Raw genomic sequence first — 21910 nt, forward strand, 5'->3', positions numbered from 1 at the left:
TGGGAGGCTGAATTATGAAACACAATGAAATTACAACGTTTTTAAATGAGAAAAATGTAGATGCTGCATGGATAACAACACCTTTAAATATTTTTTATTTAACTGGTTATTTATCTGAACCTCATGAACGTTTATTTAGTTTATTAATTACAAAAGACGGAGAAGAAACACTATTTTGTCCAAAAATGGAAGTTGAAGAAGCTAAAAATGCTGGGTTCAAAGGGGATATCGTTGGATATTTAGATACTGAATCAGCTTTTGACTTAATTGAAGAAAGAACTTATAAAACTTTCGCTATTGAATCCGAACATTTATCTGTTAAACGTTTTCGCGAAGTAGAAAAAGCTTTTAATGTTGAAAAATTCGAAGATATTGATCAAGTGTTGAAAGATGTAAGAAACATTAAAACTCAAAATGAAATTGAATTATTGCATGAAGCGGCTAAATACGCAGATTTAGCAATTAAAGCTGGTGCCGAAAAATTGGCTGAAGGTGTAACTGAAATCGAAGTACTTAATCATATTGAAACAACTATGAAACAACATGGGATTTCAAAAATGAGCTTTGATACGATGGTATTATTCGGAGATCACGCAGCAGCACCACATGGTACCCCGGGAGATAGAAAATTACAAAACAATGAATATGTTTTATTTGATTTAGGTGTTATATACAAAGGTTACTGCTCGGACATTACAAGAACAATAGCATTTGGTACACCTCCTGAAAAAGCTCAAGAAATTTATAACATTGTATTAGAAGCAAATAAAAAAGCAATTGATATTATTAAACCAGGCGTTAAAATCTCTGAATGTGATAAAGTAGCACGAGATATTATAAGTAATGCTGGATATGGCGATTACTTCCCACATAGACTCGGTCACGGTTTAGGATTAAGTGTTCATGAATTCCCTGATATTTCTAGCGTTAACACAGATACATTTAAAGAAGGTATGGTTTTAACTGTTGAACCAGGCATTTATGTTCCTGGAGTAGCTGGTGTTAGAATTGAAGACGATATTGTCGTAACAAAAGACGGCCATGAATTTTTAACAGGTTATGAAAAATGATAAAAGAATCTTGCGTTGAAACAATTGAACAAATTAACCATGCGATTAAAAACGGAGCAAATCGTATAGAATTATGCGATAACTTATCTGTAGGTGGCACTACACCTAGCTATGGTATGGTTAAAATTGCAACCGAGTTATGTCATCAAAATGATGTACAAGTTGCTGTTATGATCAGGCCTAGGGGTGGAGACTTTAATTACGATTATTTTGAATATGAAGTAATGAGACAAGATATTATTCAACTTAAAACTTTAAATGTAGACGCATTTGTTTTTGGTTGTTTAGATGAAAATGAACAACTCGATGAATGGAAAATGGATGCTTTAAAAGAAACATGCGGAGATACACACGCTGTATGTCACATGGCATTTGATTTAATCAATCCATATATTCAATTAAAGTCTCTTGATTGGCTAATTGACCACGGCTTTGAGCGCTTGTTAACACATGGCGGCCCAAGTGACCAATCAGTCTTTGATAACGTATTCCATCTCGGTAAATTGCTAATGCATTCAAAAGGCAACATCACAATTATGCCAGGTGGCGGACTTAATAAAGATAATTTACAAACGTTACTTAACGACATACCGTTTGATGAAGTACATGGAACTAAGATTGTCTAAATTAAAGTATAAGGATTGATTAGGATTGAAAACTTTGATATAAGTGCGTTTTCAATCCAGTCAGCTACTGCCATATAACATAAGAGTCCGAGACATTATTTTGTGTCTCGGACTCTTAGTCTTTTTATTCGGAAGATTTATTATTTAGTATAACCCTGCCATTCTAAAGACTAAATATATAATTTATAATCTAGTTTGTTCATTTTTATCTTTTCAAAAAAGCACAAAATGTTTAATATACCAACATTTTGTGCTTTCTCTATTATTTCAAGATGTCTTGATAAGGTGTAAATTCCTTATCAAATGTTTTTGCTACTTCTTCGTAAGTTAATTTACCATGAATTGTGTTTAAACCTTTTGCTAGTGCTTCATTTTCTTGACATGCTTTTATATAGCCTTTGTTTGCAAGTTGTAATGCGTATGGAGTTGTTGCATTATTTAAAGCTATTGTTGACGTTCTAGGCACTGCGCCAGGCATGTTAGCAACTGAATAATGAAGGACACCGTGCTTAACATATGTAGGATCGTCATGCGTTGTAATTCTATCAGATGTTTCGAATGAACCACCTTGATCAATTGCAATATCCACAAGTACTGAACCAGGTCTCATTTTCTTAACCATATCTTCAGTTACAAGCTTTGGTGCCTTTGCACCAGGGATAAGAACAGAACCTATCACTAAATCACTTTCAACTACAGATTCTTCGATGTTTAATGGTGATGACATCATTGTTTGTACACTAGAACCAAATAAATCATCTAATTGTTGTAATCTAGTAGGATTTAAATCAATAATTGTAACATCAGCACCAAGACCGACTGCCATTTTAGCAGCATTTGTTCCTGCTTGTCCGCCGCCAATTATTGTGACTTTTCCACGTTTAACACCGGGTACACCAGATAATAGAATTCCAATTCCACCATTAGTTTTTTGTAAGAATTGAGCACCAATTTGTGTAGACATTCTTCCTGCAACTTCACTCATAGGTGCTAATAATGGTAGAGAGCGATCTTTTAATTGAACAGTCTCATAAGCAATTGCTGTTACTTCATTTTCTAATAATGCATTAGTTAACGATTCTTCTGCTGCTAAATGAAGATATGTAAAAAGTATTAAATCCTTTTTGAAAAATTGAAATTCTTCTTCAAGAGGTTCTTTAACTTTCATAACCATTTCAACATTCCAAGCTTCTTTTTGATCAACAATTTCAGCACCTAAAGCCTTGTAGTCTTCGTCTGTAAATTGTGAACCTAAACCTGCACCAGTTTCTACTTTAACTGAGTGTTTTTGGTCAATTAAAGTTGCTACTCCACTGGGTGTTAATGCCACCCTATTTTCATTATTTTTTATCTCTTTTGGTACTCCAATTATCATAATAAATTCCCTCCTTGACTCAATCATAACGCCATAATTTTGAAAGCGCAATCATTTTTATTCAAAAATTATACTATTGCTAATATCTTAAATTTCTAAATATTCAAACGATAATTATACTTTATCATATTATGATAAAAAATGTGACATTATCTCTATTATTAAAAAGTTAATTTGTTATTTTTTCAGAAAATTATGATATAATAAGATAAAAGAACAAGGAGGCGGTTCAGATGTTAAATTATAAAAATATTCTTATAGCAGTAGATGGATCAACTGAGGCAGAATGGGCTTATAACAAGGCAGTAGCTGTAGCAAAACGTAACGATGCTAAATTAACAATTGTTAATATTGTTGATTCTCGCTCATACGCTAGTGTTGAGGCTTATGATACTCAAATAGTAAATAAAGCTACAAGCTTCGCTGAAAGTTTATTATCTGGATATAAAGAAAATGCTGAAAAAAATGGTGTAGCAAATGTTGCAACTAAATTGGAATTTGGCTCACCTAAAACGATTATTCCTAAAAAGTTAGCTGATGATTTTGAAGTCGACTTAATCATGTGTGGTACTTCAGGACTAAATGCAGTAGAACGCTTCATTGTAGGTTCAGTTTCAGAAGCAATTGTTCGAAATTCTCCATGTGACGTTTTAGTTGTTAGAACTGAAACAATGCCTGAAGATTTCGAACCAACAGTTGCAACAAAAGAATTATTCGATCAACATCACGATGGAAAATAATTTTTAAGAATTAAATATTAGTCGAGTTTAGAATATAATTCCACACTTGCAAAAAGCTTGGGAGTTGGACAGAAATCTCATTTTATTAAACAGATTTCGTAGTCCTACCCCGGCAATGAGGCTGAGACATGTATTTATGTCTCAGCCTCAAATTTTTTATTATTTTTGTTCGTTATTTTGGTCTTGTATATCTTCATTACTTTTTTGCTTTTGTTTTTTTGCTTGTTCTCTACCTACTCTTCTCATTACAATTCTAACTAATCGCAACAGTGCTCTCTCTGGTCTCATGATATTCCTCCTCATTGCTTCTTTAATTATGTATAGCCTTAACGATAAATAGGTAAACATAAAGGAATTGGATAACTAACATTAAAATTTTCATATAAATAAAAGAGGTTGAAACAATTAATTTGTTTCAACCTCTTGATTATTAATAATTATTTACCTAAATTACCAAATTTCATAACATCACGAGCGATTACAACTTCTTCGTCAGTTGGAATAACAATTACTTTAACTGGTGAATGCGGGTAGTTGATAAATGCTTCTTCACCATGTAATCCTGTGTTTAAGCGTGGGTCCCAATATACACCCATGAATTCTAAACCTTCTAATACTTTAGCACGTACAGTATCAGAGTTTTCACCAACACCTGCAGTGAATACGATAGCGTCTAAACCATGCATTCTTGTTGCATAAGAACCCATATATTTATGAATTCTAGAAGCAAATACATCTAATGCCAATTTAGCTCTTTCATTACCTTCGTTTGCATCTTGTTGTATATCTCTTAAATCACTTGAAGAACCTGAAATACCAAGTAATCCTGATTCTTTGTTTAAGATATTTAATACTTCTTCTGCATTTTTGCCCGTTTTTTCCATGATAAATGGAATTAAAGCTGGGTCTAAGTTACCTGAACGTGTTCCCATTGTTACACCAGCTAATGGTGTGAAGCCCATAGATGTATCTACAGATTTTCCGCCATCAATAGCTGCGATTGAAGCGCCATTCCCGATATGGCATGAAATAATTCTTAATTGATCTATAGGACGATCTAATAATTCAGCTGCTCTTTCTGATACATATTTATGACTTGTACCATGGAAACCATATTTACGAATACCGAAATCTTTATAGAAGTTATAAGGTAAACTATATAAATATGATTCTTCTGGCATAGTTTGATGGAATGAAGTATCAAATACTGCAACGTGAGGAATATTTGGTAATAGCTTTCTGAAAGCCTTAATACCCATAATGTTTGCTGGGTTATGCAAAGGCGCAAGTTCTGTTAATGATTCAATTTTTTCTAATACATCATCTGTTACAAGTGCTGATTCAGGGAATAATTCTCCACCATGTACTACACGGTGACCAGTTCCTTGAATATCATTAATATCATTGATAATGTTATGATTTTTTAGTGCATCTAACATAATGTTAACTGCAATATCATGATTTTCAATATCTAATGTTTCAGTAATTTTTTCTCCGTTTACTACAATTGAGAAAACTGAATTTTTTAAACCAATACGTTCTATCAAACCTTTTGTTATTACTTTTTCTTCAGGCATTTCAAATAATTGAAATTTTAATGATGAACTACCGGCATTAATTGCTATTATTTTTGTCATTTAGACTTCCTCCTGATAATACTTTTCTATACTATTTAAACACTAATACAGATACTAATCAAGTATTAATACAGTTTATGAAGGATGATTTTCTTTCATCCATTCATCAACTTCATCTAAAAACGTTTTTAGTTGGGCTTTTGCTTTGAAGTCTGGGATATTCGCTAATAATACCTCAACAGAATGAGTTTTCCCTGAGTCTTTCTTTTGTAAGATTAATAATGATTTTTTAGATTGTTCTGTCTTAAACAATGTTTTAGGGAAGTTTAAAAATGCTTGCATTTCTGTTTCTGTTGCAATAAATTTTTGAAGCTGTTTCACTTCTTCACCTTCGAATAATTGACTTGGAACAATTAAAAATACATAACCACCTGGTCTCACTGCATTGACTGCTTGTTCTAATAATAAATAATGGCTATAACTGTGGCCATCTTCGAAACCTAATTTCATTTCTTTACTACGTTCATCAACTGGATAATATCCAACTGGTAAATCCCCTACTACAACGTCCGCTTCTTCTAATGGCAGTGGCATAATTGCATCATGTGGATATACATCGAATGGTATTTCCAAGAAGTTAGCAAGATGAATACTTACACGCTGTAATACTGGGTCTACTTCTATTAAATGATGCATTACAGTTTTTTCTTGGTTCTGTTCATTTATTGTCGCACTTAAATGTCCTGTTCCACTTGCTATATCTACAACATTTAATTCCTCTTTATTCTTATTAAATAAGTTAACAAGGTAGCTTAATATAAAGCCTATTGAGTCCGGTGTCATTTGATGATTAGGTTGAATGATTTCTTCTTTTAGCAAACTTAAATATGCAAATTGAAATGCTTTTCTTCTCTCTTGTATTGTCGATTGTTCTAAGAGGTCTCTTTGGTTGGTATAAATATCTTCCATTGCTAAACCTAAGTTTTCAATATAACTTTGTCCATTTTCATCATGTAATTTTTTACTATTTTCATCCAGTTTCTCATACAATGTTTCCATAATATTTTTTTCTTCAGTCATAATTGCCCTCTTTCGTATAAAAAGCTGCCCATTCATATGGACAGCACTTTATAGTTGTTTATTAGTTTAAGTTTTTGAAAGCTTCTAAAGCTTTATCATAGTCTGGGTGATTTGTGCCTTCACTCACAATTTCTGAGTAAACAACTTTATTGTCTTTATCTAATACAAAGACAGAACGTGCTAGTAAACGTAATTCTTTCATTACTACACCATAATTTTCACCAAATGATAAGTCACGGTGATCACTTAATGTAATTACGTTTTCTAAACCTTCAGCTGCACACCATTTCTTTTGAGCAAATGGTAAGTCGTTTGAAATTGTTAGAACAACTCCATCTTGTACATCTGCTGCTTCTTCATTAAATTTGCGAGTTTGTTGACTACAAACACCTGTATCTAAAGAAGGTACGGCACTAATGAGTTTCTTTTTACCTTCATAGTCTTTTAAAGTTCTTTCTGATAAATCATTTGCTAATACAGTAAAGTCTGGTGCTGTTGAACCTACTTCTACTTCTTTACCTACTAATGTAATAGGTTCATTCTTGAATGTAACTTGCGCCATTAAAAAAGCCTCCTTAATCTTGATAGGTATATTCTATCATGATTAAAGAGACTTTGAAATTCATTTGTTTATGAGTTTTGACTCGTTACTCTTTGGAAGTCTTTTCTCATTTCAATGTATTTATTTTTCAAAACAACTGTATCACCAAAGTAATCGTGAATACCTTTATGTTTTTTATTAAATGCTACGACTATATAAGGTAAGCCAAGCAATATGCCCGAAATAATTCTACCTATCCATTCTCTAAATAACACATCAGTAAATTTTAACGGCTTTGCATCTTCTCGATAAACACTCAAGCCAAGTATCATTTTTCCTAATGTTGCCTTAAAATAATAAGTCATTAACACAAAATATAAATAAAATATCAATGCGCTAACAATATTTTCAACACTGAAATATGGTACGAATAGGTACTCACTCTTAATACTTGTTGACGCGAATAGCGGTCCTAATACAATACCTTTAAACCCAGCTAAAGCAAGTAAATCAATGATATAAGCTAAAAATCGAACCCAGAATCCAGCAAATACGATAGATTTTATACTAGACATATACTTATTTACAGTGCGTTCTATGTCACTTTGTTCACGAGAAGAAGCGACTTGTTCGTAATGTACTTCAGTCATTTAAAATCCTCCTTACTCACCATATAGATACATAGGTTGTGGTGAATTATTTGCTTTAATAAGTGCTTCATATTTACTTATATCATCAAAACCTAACATAGATGAAATTTTACTTTTAGCTCCCATTGGAAAGTTCATGAATGAACCAGTTGTATCATAAGTAACTACTTGTGCATTTTTAGATTTTACTGCATTTCTTAAATCTTTAATTGCATCATCTTCATAACCAATTTCATCGATTAATCCGTTTGATTTTGCTTGTTGTGAAGAATAAATTCTTCCGTCTGCTAATTTCTTAACTTTATCTTCTGGCATATCTCTGCCATCTTTAATAACTTTAACAAATTGTTTATAGCTATCATCTATGATTGATTGCATAATGTCTTTTTCTTCTTTAGACATATCTTTCATAGGGTTTAATATTTGTTTATGTTTACCTGAAACAACTGATTGATCTTTTACGCCTAAGTTATCTGCTAGTTCAGCATAATTAATACTAGAAATAATAACCCCTAATGAACCAGTTAAAGTTTGTGAACCTGCATAAATTTTATCAGCTGGAGTAGAGATGTAGTATCCCCCAGATGCAGCCATATTTTTCATTTGTACATAAACTTTCTTGTTTTTCGCTTTTATTTCTTCAAGTTTTTTATGTATTTCGTCACTTTCGTATGTACCACCACCTGGTGAATTAACTTCTAATAAGACGCCTTTTACGCTATTATCTTTTTTAATTTTATCTAATTTCTTTAAAAATGATTGATGATTATACCCACTGCCACTGAATAATGATTCTTCAGTTCCAGTATCTTGTATAGTTCCATCAACAGATAATTTAACTATTTTACTACTGCTATCACTTCCTGATTGGACTGATTCACTTATGCCGTCAGAACCTGTAACAGTATTTTTCCAAGAATTATCAAGAAATACACCTACTGTACTCATCACAATACCACCAATAACAAGTACTAGTGCAATAATAATTGCAACTAACCTTTTTGACATACTATCTTCCTTTCTATTTTAAGATTTTACATTTATAATGATAACAGACTTTCATATCAACTGTAACAATTTGGGAGGAAGATTTTATGAATTCTAATAAACATATTTATTTTTTCACATCTAAAGATAAAGACATACTTCAAACATGTGACGAAATCAAAGCACAGATGGAACCATATGGCTTTAAATTCGTAAATAATCACGAAGAAGCGGATATTATCGCTTCAATTGGAGGGGATGGTAGCTTCTTACAGGCATGTCGCAAAACTAATTTTAATAAAGACAAAATTTATGTCGGGATTCGTACACGCTTAGATCAAAATTACTTATATGTTGATTTTAGTGTTGATGACATACAAAACTTGATCGATTCTATTAATTCAAATGATGTAATGGTCCGTAAATACCCAGTTTTAGAAGTAAACCTTAACGATCAGATGTCATATATGTGTTTAAATGATTTTTACATTAAATCTAGTGTTATTAAGCCAATGAAGATGGAAATTTATATTGACGATGAATACTTTGAAGCATTTAATGGTGATGGTTTACTAATCTCTACCCCTACAGGTTCAACAGGTTATAATAAATCTTTAGATGGCGCTATAATTGACCCGATGATTCGAAGCATGCAACTAACTGAAATTGCTTCATTAAATAATAATAACTTTAGAACAGTAAGTAGTTCTGTCGTCTTAGGCGAAACGCGTACCCTTAAAATTGTATTAGATAAAGAAGGCAATTATTATCCTATCATGGGATTAGATAATGAAGCATTAAGTATACAAGAAACTGAGTTTGTTAGACTTCAAATAAAAAATAAATATATACGTACACTCAGACTCCCACACAATTCATTTTGGAGCAAAGTACAAAGGAAATTTTTATAATAGAAAAAAGCCCGAGACACATTTATGTTTCGGGCTTTTATTATATATGTGAGGTAATGACCTCTAACGTGCAAGAAATTATTAACAAGCTTGTTAGCGTTAAAGGCCTATATTTTAAAATCGTATATATTAAAAACCCTCCTAATTTGTTAATTAATATCTCAACGGATTAGGAGGGTTTTTTGAGCTAAGGAATTATCTCCCTGTCTCATGTTATTTTAATCACATTAACTGTACAGTCACATAATCATAAATATTTTTAATAATCAAAATGATAGTCACAACAATAAATAATACTTTTACATAAGAAACGCCTTTTTTAATAGCAAACGTCACTCCTAAGTATGAACCTGCTACCATTGATGCGGCCATACATAATCCATATACATAATTGACTTGTCCGAGAAACATGAACAATAATAACGCACCAACGTTTGAAGCAAGGTTTAAAAACTTTGCATTACCTGCTGCATGTAAGTAGTCAAGGCCAATTAATAACAACATGAATAGGAAAAACGAACCTGTTCCACCACCTAAGAAGCCATCATAATAACCAATAACAATTACACCAATAATAAAAAGTATCGCCTTTTTTAATGATAATTTTTTATATTGGTTAATATCTCCCCAATCTTTCTTTACAATGGAATACACTGTAACAAGAGCAAGAATGATAATAGCTAACGGCTTTAAATATTCTGGTGGTAAATAGGTCGCAGTTATTGCTCCGAAGATTGAGCCGATAAAGCTTAAAGGAAATAACTTTCCGACAATATCAAAATCCACTTTCTTTGCTTTAATAAACTTCATTGTACTTGTAAATGTACCAAAAGAACTTGCTAATTTATTTGTACCTAACGCAACCGCTGGATCCATTCCAACTGCTAGTAGCGCCGGTAAAGAAATCAAACCACCGCCACCTACAACAGAATCTATAAATGACGCAATTAAACCAAATACTATAATGATGAGTAGGATATTAATATCAAACTCCATCGTCTCATCTCCTCTACTTTATGAATACGACATCCCAACGTCTATTTTAAAGTAGATCATCCATCCATTCTTCTTTCTCTTTTTGAATATCATCATGTTTAGAAATTGTGATTGTTTCTACATTTTCTACCGCTTCATCAATTAATGGACCAAAATCAAAATTCGATTCAAAATATTCTACTTTTTCTAATTTTGGATTTGTTTTCGGGTTTTTCGGCGTAAAAATTGTACAACAATCTTCAAAAGGTTGAATCGATAAATCGAAAGTGTTAATAGCTTGTGCTTTTTTAACAATTTCATCTTTATCGAATGTTAATAGTGGTCTTAAAATAGGCATAGATGTAACACTATTTATTGCATACATACTGCCAAGAGTTTGACTAGCTACTTGTCCTAAGTTTTCTCCATTAACGATAGCATGTGCTCCAATATTATGAGCAACTTTTTCTGTAACTCGAAGCATCATTCTTCTCGTACTTGTCATTGTATAACTTTCTTCAACAACTTTATGAATTTGTTTTTGTAAATTCGTAAAAGGTACAATATGAAGTTTAATGTCCCCTGTTAAATAAGAAAGCTGTTTCGTTAAGTCGATAACTTTTTGTTTTGCTTGTTCACTAGTATATGGCGGGCTATGAAAATGAATAGCTTCAATTGTTACACCACGTTTCATTACTTCCATACCAGCTACTGGAGAATCTATTCCACCAGAAAGCATTAATAAAGTTTTACCCCCAGTTCCTACAGGTAAACCTCCTGCACCTTCTAGGACTTTATTATACATATAAATTGCATCTTTTCTTACTTCTACTTTAATTTTATGATCAGGCTGTTTAACATCAACCGTGATGTTGTTAGTGTTTTCGAGTACATGACCACCTAGAGCTTGGTTTAGTTGAAAAGTATCCATTTCAAATGTCTTATCTGCACGTCTAACATCTATTTTAAATGTGTCACCATCATTAAATTCATTCGCGAATTGAAGTGCAATTTCCTTCATAACATCTAACTCTTTTTCAATTCTTACTACTGGGCTAACTGAATGTACACCAAACACCGACGTTATACGTGTCATCATTTCTTCAATATCTGAACCTTCATAGACATCTATATACATTCTATCTCGATTAGCACGTACCTTATATCCTTGTAGTGGCATTAAGCGATCTTTAATGTTTGCTCTTAACTTATTTACAAACATCTTTCTATTGCCTGATTTTAAAGTTAATTCACCGTACCTAACTAATATATGATCATAATTCATTTTTTAATAACTCCTTTACTTCTATATATACTTTATTAAAGGCTTCTTTAAATGTTTCGATTTGTTCTTCTGTTATATCATACGTTATGCTAATTCTTATACTACCTTCTATACGACTATTACTCATACCCATAGCTTTTAGCGTTTCATTATGCGAGCTTTTTTTCGAAGAACATGCACTTGTAGTTGAAAGGTAAATATCAAATTTTGAAAAAGCATTAACCAATACTTCACCTTTTACTCCCGGAAATGAAATATTCAAAATATATGGAGCTGCGTCGGTCGGAGAGTTAATTACTATACCTTCATAATTTTCTATAAACGAACGAATTTCAGATCCCTTCGCATATAATACTTTACGATGTTGTTCACAATTCTCTTGCATAAATCTCATAGCTTTAGCTAAAGAAACATTAACTGGGGCATTTACTGTACCACTTCTAATACCGTATTCTTGTCCCCCACCAAATATGATTGGTTTAATAGATCTGAGTTGGTTCAACACTAAAATTCCAGAGCCTTTTAATCCATGGAATTTATGAGCGCTTAAACTATAACTATCCATTAAATTGATATCTAAAGGGATTTTACCAAATCCTTGAACACCATCTACATGAAAATGAACTTTAGGATAAGCTTCAAGCATTTTGCTAATCTCTTCTATAGGTTGAACTTGGCCCATTATATTATTGACATGCATACAAGTTACAAGGATGACATCATCATTAAGTAGCTTTTCTAAAGAATTTAAATCTAATTTACCATCAGCAGTTGTATTAATATATTTCAGGTTAAATCCTTGTTCTTCTAACGCTCGCACCGTTTCAAGTATAGATGGATGTTCCATTTTAGTTGTTAAAATCGTATTCCCAAATCTTTTCTTCGTTTGAGCCATACCTTGCAAGGCTATATTATTTGATTCAGTGGCTCCACTAGTAAATATGACATCAAATTTATCATTTAAATTTAAGTATTGTTTTATATTTTTTCTTGCTTTATCAATCAAATGTGCAATTTTTATTCCTGCACCATGAGGGCTATTTGGATTAAAAAAATAATGTTGGTTCATTTGAGTATATGACTTAATAACATCCTCATGAGGCTTCGTAGTTGCAGCATTATCTAGATATATCATACTGTCACCTCTTTTTTTCATTATATAATGATACCACAAGTCAAATGGTATAGATATACTTAAAAATGATAGAATAGCTAACGTGAAAAAATGAAGTTTGACAATTGATTATCCAAAAATAACAAGCTAGAACAATAATTTGTTCTAGCTTGTTATTATAAATATTTATTAATTTTGCTGATAAACTTCTTCTTCGATTTTATCACTGATTCCAGGTTCAACTTTTTCTAAAGCCGCTTCTGAAATTTCTATTGCACGTTTGTATCTATTATTAGCGAAAAGTCTTTCTGCTTCATTAAGACTTTTGTTTAATTCGTTATTTTCTTTTCTATATCTATTACCATATTGAATTAATGTTTCAGCATGAACTGCATTAATTAAAACGTCTGTTGTTTCATCTTCAAACTTATTCATTTGTAAAACGATATTGCTCACTTTATCTTTCACAAACTGAACATTAATCGGTCTTTGGCTAAAGATTTTATTAACTTCGCGTATTTCATGATCGATTTCATTTTTCATAATGATAAATCTTTCAGGTACGCTAGGTAAATTTGAAGCAAGTAGATTTCTGTATATTTCCTCTTTCTTAGATTGAACTCTAAGTGTGTTTTGTTGAGCTGTTGCTTCATCTTCACGTAATGAAACAAGGTGATTTTGAATTTTTTCTTGATTGTCATTAATAACTTTTACGTGTTCTTCAATATATAGTAAATTATCTTCGACTTCACTGTATCTAACACTTGCTTTTGCCATTTCACTCAAAATTTCATCATATACAGTTATTAAATTTTGAATCTCATTTTCATACTGTCTTACTTTATGAACATCTTCTTCAGAAATATAATAGTTTTCTTTTACATATTCAATTTCTGTTTGTAGCGTATAGTTCATATCTTTAGCATGGAATAATTCATCTGTAATAATTTCTTTGGATTGTTCAACTGTATTTTTAGATTTAACTTCATGTTCGATTAAATCGTACATATCATCTAATGAATCGTTAATCTCAGTAATAATGTTTTCAGCTTCACTTAGTTCTAATCTACCTATTAATGGTTCAACTAAATTCAATCTACCTCTTAAAGTTTGTAAAGTACTTTCTACTTTAACATGTTCTAAATTATAACCTTCTACTTTTAAATCACGACAACCAAATTTTAAATCTTGGAATTGTCCTGGTAATTCTTTTTGAACGTCTTTGATTAATAGAGGAATTTCATTCATGTCTTCTTGCATGCGTTTCATATCTGTATGTAATTGATCAATATGACCTTTTGCTTTAACATAATGTCCCTCATCAATAAGTTCTTCATACTGCTCAATTCTAGGATAAAATGCTTCGATATTTTTTTCGATTAAATCAGCTGCATCACCGAATTGGTGTCTGTTTGCTAACACTTCTCTTTTGGTTTCTCTGTAGATTTGCTTACATTCTTCATACAATTTATCGCTTGATTCTACTGTTGTAATTAATTCTGTAACACTCTGAGTTAAGCGCGTATATTTCTTTTCGATGCCATCCATAATCTTATCTGCATCAGCTATACTTTCTTCTGATTGCGAAAACTTAAATTTATCTAGCTCTGCATCGGCATCATGTATTTTAGCATCCACTACTTTCAAATCTTCTTGTAGCACTGTTTGCCACTCTCGTTTAAATTGATCATACTTATCTTTAGCTTCGCCGCGCACATTTAATTTTTTAAGTTTAGCTAACTCATCTTGAAACGGTAATTGTTTAATTTTTTGTTTACGCTGTTCAGTCTCAGTAATCAAATTTCGCTTTGATGTACGCAACCATAACATTATACCAATACCAATTAATATAATGATGATAATTGCAAGTGTTATATAAATTGCCATTATGTATTCTCCTCCTAAATCGTTCTCTTTATTATAACGTAAAATATTTATCCAACAAACCTTTTTCTGTGCAATTTGTATCTAAAGTTCTAAAATAGATTTATAATTTAAAAAAATAATGAAAAGAGGAATAAATATGTCTGAACATAATTTGAATTATTCACTATTAAGCAAACAATTAGATGGCCTTTTATCAGGTGAAAAAGACCTAATTGCAAATTTAAGTAATACATCTGCTTTTATTAATCAATTTTTACCCGAAATTAATTGGGTAGGTTTTTATCTTATTAAGAATAATGCATTAAAACTTGGTCCGTTTCAAGGATTACCTGCTTGCGTTGATATAGAAATTGGTAAAGGCGTATGTGGAACAGCTGTAGAAAATAACTCAACTCAGCTTGTAGATGATGTCAATGCCTTCCCTGGGCATATAGCTTGTGATGCAAACAGTAAATCTGAAATAGTTATACCACTATATTATAACAAAGAAGTTATCGGTGTGTTAGATATAGATGCACCAATAAAAGCAAGATTTACAGAAAAAGATAAAGATGGTTTAGAACAACTTGTGCAAGTACTCGAAAAGCATCTCTATATCTAAAAATAGTTTGACATTACCCATCAAGAACAGTATACTATTCTTTGTGTGAATTAACGGAAGTAGCAGTTAAATATTATAGGGCTCTATGTTATTCCCAGAGAAGGCGTGTTGTGTAACCGCGGCTGCAAGGTGAAGGCACACAAATATAACATATCCATATGAGCATTTAACATTCTTTCTTGTTTCTTCATAACAATCAAACAAGAAAAAGGAGGAACTTCAAAATGGCAAGATTTAGAGGTTCAAACTGGAAAAAATCACGTCGTTTAGGTATTTCATTAAGCGGCACAGGTAAAGAATTAGAAAAACGTCCATATGCACCAGGACAACACGGCCCTACTCAACGTAAAAAATTATCTGAGTATGGTATGCAATTACAAGAGAAACAAAAATTACGTTACATGTACGGAATTAACGAACGTCAATTCCGCACTATCTTCGACAAAGCTGGTAACATGCAAGGTGTTCACGGTGACAACTTCATGGCACTATTAGCTTCTCGTTTAGATGCTGTAGTATACCAATTAGGTTTAGCACGTACTCGTCGTCAAGCACGTCAATTAGTTAACCATGGTCACATCACTGTAGATGGTGGTCGCGTAGACATCCCATCTTACACTTTAAAACCAGGTCAAACTATTGGTGTTCGTGAAAAATCACAAAAATTAAACATTGTTGCTGAATCTGTAGAATTAAGTAACCACGTACCTGAGTACTTAACATTTGATGCTGATAAATTAGAAGGATCATTTGTACGCGTTCCAGAACGTAGTGAATTACCTGCTGAAATCAATGAACAATTAATCGTTGAGTACTACTCTCGTTAATAGTTTGAATTTTTATCCCCACTCCATTCGGAGCGGGGATTTTTTTATAAGATTTTATTCATTTAACCATTCACTTAAACTTTGAGGATAATCTGTAATAACGCCATCTACTCCAATTTCTATCATTCTTACAAAATTATGATAATCATTTACAGTGTAAGGTAATATTTTTAAACCATGCGCATGTATACTTTTCACAAACCCTTTCGTAAGCAATTTATAATTTGGATTTAAATACTGAGCATATTCACTTATTTTTTGTATTGTATCATTTCTAATAAGACGATGTCTTTTACTTATCAGCACACCAAGTTTTATATTTTTATTTAATTCTCGAACCTTTTTCACGCTGTTTCTATCAAATGATTGGATAATAATACGATTGATATCAAGTCCTGTCTTAATAATTTCATTTATTAATTCTTCTTCTATGCCTGGATATTTATCTGGATGTTTAACTTCTATTAGTAATTTAATATTGGTAGGCTTGATAAGCTGTAATACTTCTTGTAGCAATGGTATACGTTCTCCTATAAATTTCTCTCCTTTCCATTTACCTATATCATATTTTAATAATTCATCATAAGTTAAATCTTTAATGGTACCTTGTTCTAAAGTTGTTCTTTCAGTCGTAGGATCATGCATAACAACTAATTTTCCATCTTTAGTTCTATGTATATCAATTTCTAACATATCGATGTTTAATGTGAGAGCATATTTATAAGATGCTATCGTATTTTCAGGTATCAATGAAGGAACACCTCTATGTGCTACCTTAATTATTGAATTTATACTGTTCAGATTCATTGTCTACTCCTTAATTATCCGTCATAATGTAAAGTATACCTAAAATTATTTATTTAAAGAAAGGAAAAATAATTATGACTACACATATTTTTGACTTAAAAGGAACATGGACTAAAGGTAGAAATACTTCAGGCCATATTACAACTAATAATTTATCAACGAGAGTTTCGATTCCAGAGGTTATGGACGGACCTGAAATTGGCACAAATCCTGACGAAATGTTACTAGGCGCAGCTTCAACTTGTTATATGATTACTTTAGCGGCAATGATTGAGCGTTCTGAAATTGAAATCGAAAGAATTGAAGTTGATTCAAAAGGATATGTTGATGTAGAAAATGGTGTCATTACTTATAAAAAAATAGAACACTATCCTGTAATTTATATTGGGGAGGAACCTGATGAAGATTTACAAGGAAAACTTAAAAGACTTGTTCAAAAAGCAGAAGAATCTTGTATGGTGACACGTGCCTTAGCTGGAAATGTTCAAGTTATTGCCAGTGGTGAAGTAAGATATTGATATGAAAGCGTTTTAATCTGAATTTTCTATAAATTCACTATATTTTTATTATTTTCTTTGCTACAATATAGAACATAAATTCAATAAGGAGTGTATATAAATATGTATCAACATGATTCTTTATTACTCGCACCAGGTCCTACGACAGTTCCTAGGCAAATTCTAGAAAGTATGAACTTACCTATGACTGGTCATAGAACAAAGGAATTTAGTCAAATTATTCATCAAGCATCAAGAGATCTACAAACAATTTTTGGGGCTAAAAACCCTGTAGCTATCCTTACTTCTTCTGGGACAAGCGCTTTAGAGGCGGCAATGGTCAATATCGTAAACCCAGACGACCATATCGTGATTATAGTATCAGGCGCTTTTGGAGACAGGTTTAAAAAGATAGCTGCTTCCTATCCATTTAACGCTCATATTTTTGAAGTTGAATGGGGAAATGGTGTAGACATAGAAGAATTCGAAGCATATATTAATGCACTCGACGAAAATATAACTGCTGTATTCACTCAATTTTGTGAAACATCGACTTCAGTGAAACATCCTATCCGTGAATTAGGTAAATTAGTACATGATATTGATCCAAATATTTATTTTGTAGTAGATGGTGTAAGCATCATTGGTGCTGTAGACGTAGATATGGAAAGAGACAATATTGATTTATTAGTTGCGGGTAGTCAAAAAGCTATCATGCTACCTCCAGGTGCTGCTTTTGTAGCTTATAATGATCGATCTATAGAAAGATTTAAAGAAGTTACAACATCACGTTTTTATTTAGACTTAAATAAATACATTACTTCATTAAATGATGATTCTACTCCTTTCACACCAGCAGTTTCACTTATAAGAGGTGTTCAAACTTATTGCGATTTAATTAATGAAGAGTCATTCGAAAATACTATTAAGCGTCACGAAGTGTGTAAAGAAGCTGTTAGAGCTGGTATAAAAGCATTAGATATCGATTTATTAGTAGAAGATCAATTTGCATCCCCTACTGTTACAGCTTTTGTACCTAATAAAGAAGAAGTAAAACCAATTAAAGATGAATTACTAAATCGTTTTAATATAACAATTGCTGGTGGTCAACAACATCTTAAAGGTTCAATTTTAAGAGTTGGACACATGGGTAAAGTGTCGCCTAATGATATGTTGAAATTCATTAGTGCATTAGAAATTGTATTATCAGAACTAAGAAGTACATCCGTACTCGGAAAAGGTATCACAAAATTCCAGGAGGTAATTAATCAATATGTTTAAAGTTATAGTCGTAGACCCAATTTCAGAAGAAGGTCTAAAAAGTTTATTAGAACATGATAATTTTGAAGTTGATATTAACACAGGTCTATCTGAATCTGAACTTACTGAAATTATAGGCAATTACGATGCATTAATAGTAAGAAGTCAGACTCAGATAACTCCTCCTATATTAAGTGCTGCAAAACAATTACGTGTGATTGCACGCGCAGGTGTTGGCGTTGATAATATTGATGTTGATTATGCAACAAAAGAAGGAATATTAGTAATCAACGCACCAGATGGTAATACAATTTCTGCAACTGAACATTCTATGGCTATGATTTTAGCGATGGCTAGAAATATTCCCGAAGCTCATCGTTCATTGCAAGAAGGAAACTGGGATAGAAAAACATTCCGCGGTACGGAGTTATATCAAAAAACACTAGGTGTTATTGGTGCTGGCCGAATTGGTCTTGGTGTTGCAAAAAGAGCACAAAGCTTTGGTATGAATATACTCGCATTCGATCCTTATTTATCAAGCGATGAAGCAAAGCGTTTAGAGGTTACACGAGCTACAGTTGAAGAAATTGCAGAACAAGCAGACTTTATAACAGTACATACTCCTCTTACACCTAAAACTAAAGGTATTGTAAATGAGGACTTTTTCAATTTAGCAAAACCCAATTTACAAATCATTAACGTTGCTAGAGGTGGTATTATAGACGAAGACGCCTTAATTAAAGCATTAGATGAAGGTAAAATTGCTAAAGCTGCACTCGATGTATTTACAGAAGAACCAGCAAACAACACACCTTTAACGCAACACGATAAAATCATTGTAACTCCTCACCTAGGTGCATCTACAATTGAAGCACAAGAAAAAGTAGCGGTATCTGTGGCAAATGAAATCATTGATATTTTTGAAAATAATAATGTTTTACATGCTGTGAACGCCCCTCAAATTTCTGGTGATGTTGAAGAAGAATTAAGACCGTTTGTACAGTTAAGTAGAACTACTGGTGAAGTAGGTATACAATTATTTGATAAAGGACCACGTGAACTTAAAATTAAATATCATGGTGAAATAGCTTTAGATGATACTAGTTTAATTACACGTCAATTAGTAATGGGTGTACTAAAACAAGATTTAGGCGATCACGTTAACCTTATAAATGCATTAGTTTTACTAAATGAACAAGGTGTAACTTATCAAATTGAGAAGAATAGTAAAAAATATGGTTTCAGTAACTATATAGAACTTGAGTTAATCAATAAAGAACATTCAGTTAAAATTGGTTCAACCGTTCTTAATGGATATGGTCCTCGCATCGTAAAAATCAACGACTATCCGGTAGATTTCAAGCCTGAAAAACATATGTTAATTATTAATCATAATGACCGTCCAGGTATTGTTGGTAAAATGGGACAATTACTTGGAGAGCATAAAATAAATATCGCTTCAATGCACTTAGGTAGACATTCTATCGGCGGCGAAGCAATGATGGTACTTTCAATTGACCAAGAAGCAACTGATGAAACTATTTCAGACCTTTATGGCATTGATGGTTTCCAAAGAATTAATAAAGTAGAATTAGATAAACCAATAGATTAATCTATAAATATAAAAGGGAGTGGGACAGAAATCTCATTTTATTAAAAAGATTTCGTAGTCCCACCCCTGCAAGGATGACTTGGTATAAAAAAAGCTTGATATAAGCGCATTTTCATACCAGTCATCTACTGCCAATACAAAAAGAGAGTCTGGGACAATTATTTATGTCCCAGACTCTCTTTATTATCTTTATCAACTCTATTTAATTAGTATATTTCTAATATCCAATACATTATCTACTATATAATCTGCGTCATTTTCTTCTAATTCTGCTCTAGCTGCTTGCCCTTTCAGTCCTGTTAAAGTGCCTATGAAAGTTGCGCCTGTTTTCTTAGCGCTTAGAAGATCTGCTAACGAATCGCCTACTATATATATTTCTTTATCTTTAAATGCTTCTTCTTGATTATTAATATAAGTTAAATAATTTTCATCACTATTACCACCGTGTGCTATTAAATAGCTAAATGGGTTTGGTTTACCTAAAGGTTTGTGCTCTGGGTATGTAGTTTCAGCATTTAGCACTTCCGAAGCAGTACCAATATGATATTCATCAAATTGTGTTAACCAACCAATCGTTTCAAAAGGCACTAGTGTTTCTGTTCTTGGTCTCCCAGTTGCTATACCAATTTGAAAACCATTATTTTTTAAATCAGTTAATAATTCATTTACTTTAGTAATGTCTGCTAACACAACTTCTTCTTTTATGTAGCCTTTCTTAAAATCAGTTTTAGCTGATTTCTTTTCAACTTCTTCATATAGTTCGAAACCTAAATACCATTCTTGATAAAGTTCTTGAGCGATATCCCAGAAACGGCTTTTCAATTCAAAAATAGAAGCATCTTCAATATTTAATTGAGATTTTGCAAATTCAATTAAGTCAGAGTAAATATTTTCTTTACCAGAAGTTGCTTGAGATAAAAATTCAAGTGGCGTTTCAAGCTCGATATTATAGTTACTTAATTCTTTAGACCACCCTTTTAATGTTTCTATAGAAAAGTTTTGATTACTCAAGTCAAATTTACTTGTATTTGCTTTTTTTAATAAATCAATTAAATGTGTACTAATCACTATAAAAAGCATATCCCAATTGGAATTTAAACCTAATGATTTAAGTTGATTTAAAATTTTGTCATCTAGAAATACATCTTTTCTAATTTTTCTAATATCATTTTCACTTAAATGAGTTAAATCTATAGTGCTTTGTAAATTTAAAAATTGGTCACTATATAACATTTCATATACAGTTAAAGCCGAAACGTCAAAACACCTTTCTTCACTTAAAAACACACCATCTACATCGAACAATATTTGTTTCATAATATGCCTCCATTTTTAGAACATTCTGATTATAATTTTATCATATCTATATATTTAAAACAGTAGATATTGTGGTCCTTTTAAATGAAAACGTTTTATATTAAAATTCTATAAATATTTAAGAGAGCGAGGCAGAAATCTTATTAAAAAATAAGATTTCTGCCTCGCTCT

Annotated in this window: 22 protein-coding genes; 9 read left to right on the top strand and 13 right to left on the bottom strand. The window is 31.9% G+C overall.

The window, feature by feature from the left end; translation table 11 throughout:
• The first annotated feature begins 11 nt into the window (after positions 1–11).
• Together ACO6VN_RS07880 and ACO6VN_RS07885 are read left to right on the top strand one after the other, a co-directional pair.
• Positions 12–1070, top strand: coding sequence for a M24 family metallopeptidase (locus tag ACO6VN_RS07880; protein WP_064211084.1), 1059 nt, complete (start codon positions 12–14; stop codon positions 1068–1070).
• A complete protein-coding gene (locus ACO6VN_RS07885) occupies positions 1067–1696 on the top strand; it encodes a copper homeostasis protein CutC (RefSeq protein WP_017000640.1) in 630 nt (209 codons plus the stop codon). The genes ACO6VN_RS07880 and ACO6VN_RS07885 overlap by 4 nt, the downstream gene beginning before the upstream one ends.
• A 262-nt stretch (positions 1697–1958) precedes the next feature.
• Here the strand turns inward: ACO6VN_RS07885 and ald are convergent, their stop codons facing one another.
• Complete coding sequence (gene ald, locus ACO6VN_RS07890) at positions 1959–3071, bottom strand: alanine dehydrogenase (protein WP_017000639.1); 1113 nt, start codon at positions 3069–3071, stop codon at positions 1959–1961.
• Between the two features lie 233 nt (positions 3072–3304).
• Here ald and ACO6VN_RS07895 point away from each other — a divergent pair, with 233 nt between their 5' ends.
• Complete coding sequence (locus tag ACO6VN_RS07895) at positions 3305–3811, top strand: universal stress protein (RefSeq protein WP_017000638.1); 507 nt, start codon at positions 3305–3307, stop codon at positions 3809–3811.
• Positions 3812–3970: 159 nt separating this feature from the next.
• Here the strand turns inward: ACO6VN_RS07895 and ACO6VN_RS07900 are convergent, their stop codons facing one another.
• The 6 genes from ACO6VN_RS07900 to sppA all read right to left on the bottom strand — a co-directional run bounded on the left by ACO6VN_RS07900 (position 3971) and on the right by sppA (position 8667).
• The gene (locus ACO6VN_RS07900; RefSeq protein ID WP_017000637.1) at positions 3971–4099 is read right to left on the bottom strand and encodes a hypothetical protein; all 129 of its coding nucleotides are present in this window, start codon (positions 4097–4099) and stop codon (positions 3971–3973) included.
• A 149-nt stretch (positions 4100–4248) separates the two neighbouring features.
• Positions 4249–5448, bottom strand: a complete 1200-nt coding sequence (locus ACO6VN_RS07905; protein WP_017000636.1) for an acetate kinase — start codon at positions 5446–5448, stop codon at positions 4249–4251.
• Between the two features lie 75 nt (positions 5449–5523).
• Positions 5524–6468: a class I SAM-dependent methyltransferase gene (locus ACO6VN_RS07910; RefSeq protein ID WP_422404447.1), complete on the bottom strand. Its 945-nt coding sequence runs from the start codon at positions 6466–6468 to the stop codon at positions 5524–5526.
• Between the two features lie 61 nt (positions 6469–6529).
• On the bottom strand, positions 6530–7030 hold the full coding sequence (gene tpx / locus ACO6VN_RS07915) for a thiol peroxidase (RefSeq protein WP_017000634.1): 501 nt from the start codon (positions 7028–7030) through the stop codon (positions 6530–6532).
• A 68-nt stretch (positions 7031–7098) separates the two neighbouring features.
• A complete protein-coding gene (locus tag ACO6VN_RS07920; protein WP_017000633.1) occupies positions 7099–7659 on the bottom strand; it encodes an RDD family protein in 561 nt (186 codons plus the stop codon).
• A 12-nt stretch (positions 7660–7671) separates the two neighbouring features.
• A complete protein-coding gene (gene sppA, locus ACO6VN_RS07925) occupies positions 7672–8667 on the bottom strand; it encodes a signal peptide peptidase SppA (protein WP_064204352.1) in 996 nt (331 codons plus the stop codon).
• Positions 8668–8753: 86 nt separating this feature from the next.
• Between sppA and ACO6VN_RS07930 the strand changes: the two genes are divergently transcribed.
• Entirely contained in the window at positions 8754–9557 is an 804-nt protein-coding gene (locus ACO6VN_RS07930; RefSeq protein ID WP_017000632.1) for an NAD kinase, read from the top strand.
• Positions 9558–9779: 222 nt separating this feature from the next.
• Here ACO6VN_RS07930 and ACO6VN_RS07935 read toward each other — a convergent pair whose 3' ends face one another.
• The 4 genes from ACO6VN_RS07935 to ezrA all read right to left on the bottom strand — a co-directional run bounded on the left by ACO6VN_RS07935 (position 9780) and on the right by ezrA (position 14818).
• Positions 9780–10553, bottom strand: coding sequence for a sulfite exporter TauE/SafE family protein (locus tag ACO6VN_RS07935; protein WP_017000631.1), 774 nt, complete (start codon positions 10551–10553; stop codon positions 9780–9782).
• Between the two features lie 46 nt (positions 10554–10599).
• A complete protein-coding gene (gene thiI / locus ACO6VN_RS07940) occupies positions 10600–11817 on the bottom strand; it encodes a tRNA uracil 4-sulfurtransferase ThiI (protein WP_070044696.1) in 1218 nt (405 codons plus the stop codon).
• Positions 11807–12952, bottom strand: a complete 1146-nt coding sequence (locus tag ACO6VN_RS07945) for a cysteine desulfurase family protein (protein WP_194201356.1) — start codon at positions 12950–12952, stop codon at positions 11807–11809. Before ACO6VN_RS07945 ends, thiI begins: the two co-directional genes overlap by 11 nt.
• A 168-nt stretch (positions 12953–13120) precedes the next feature.
• A complete protein-coding gene (gene ezrA, locus ACO6VN_RS07950) occupies positions 13121–14818 on the bottom strand; it encodes a septation ring formation regulator EzrA (protein ID WP_064211086.1) in 1698 nt (565 codons plus the stop codon).
• 136 nt (positions 14819–14954) lie between these two features.
• On the opposite strand from ezrA, the gene ACO6VN_RS07955 reads away from it, so the two are divergent.
• Both ACO6VN_RS07955 and rpsD read left to right on the top strand, forming a co-directional pair.
• Positions 14955–15419 (top strand): GAF domain-containing protein, encoded by a 465-nt coding sequence (locus ACO6VN_RS07955; RefSeq protein ID WP_017000628.1) that lies wholly within the window; start codon positions 14955–14957, stop codon positions 15417–15419.
• Between the two features lie 224 nt (positions 15420–15643).
• On the top strand, positions 15644–16246 hold the full coding sequence (rpsD, locus tag ACO6VN_RS07960) for a 30S ribosomal protein S4 (RefSeq protein WP_017000627.1): 603 nt from the start codon (positions 15644–15646) through the stop codon (positions 16244–16246).
• Positions 16247–16300: 54 nt separating this feature from the next.
• On the opposite strand, the gene ACO6VN_RS07965 is transcribed toward rpsD, so the two are convergent.
• Positions 16301–17053, bottom strand: a complete 753-nt coding sequence (locus tag ACO6VN_RS07965) for a glycerophosphodiester phosphodiesterase (protein WP_017000626.1) — start codon at positions 17051–17053, stop codon at positions 16301–16303.
• Positions 17054–17127: 74 nt separating this feature from the next.
• On the opposite strand from ACO6VN_RS07965, the gene ACO6VN_RS07970 reads away from it, so the two are divergent.
• The 3 genes from ACO6VN_RS07970 to serA all read left to right on the top strand — a co-directional run bounded on the left by ACO6VN_RS07970 (position 17128) and on the right by serA (position 20422).
• Entirely contained in the window at positions 17128–17571 is a 444-nt protein-coding gene (locus ACO6VN_RS07970; RefSeq protein ID WP_194201357.1) for an SACOL1771 family peroxiredoxin, read from the top strand.
• A 102-nt stretch (positions 17572–17673) separates the two neighbouring features.
• Positions 17674–18831 (top strand): pyridoxal-phosphate-dependent aminotransferase family protein, encoded by a 1158-nt coding sequence (locus tag ACO6VN_RS07975; RefSeq protein ID WP_422404448.1) that lies wholly within the window; start codon positions 17674–17676, stop codon positions 18829–18831.
• Entirely contained in the window at positions 18824–20422 is a 1599-nt protein-coding gene (gene serA, locus ACO6VN_RS07980; protein ID WP_422404449.1) for a phosphoglycerate dehydrogenase, read from the top strand. Before ACO6VN_RS07975 ends, serA begins: the two co-directional genes overlap by 8 nt.
• 198 nt (positions 20423–20620) lie before the next feature.
• Here serA and ACO6VN_RS07985 read toward each other — a convergent pair whose 3' ends face one another.
• Positions 20621–21739 carry an HAD family hydrolase gene (locus tag ACO6VN_RS07985; protein WP_194201359.1) on the bottom strand — a complete coding sequence of 373 codons (1119 nt, stop codon included), beginning with the start codon at positions 21737–21739 and terminating at the stop codon, positions 20621–20623.
• Between the last annotated feature and the right edge of the window lie 171 nt (positions 21740–21910).

The organism is Mammaliicoccus sp. JADD-157 (assembly GCF_049310805.1).
GTDB classification, from domain to species: domain Bacteria; phylum Bacillota; class Bacilli; order Staphylococcales; family Staphylococcaceae; genus Mammaliicoccus; species Mammaliicoccus lentus.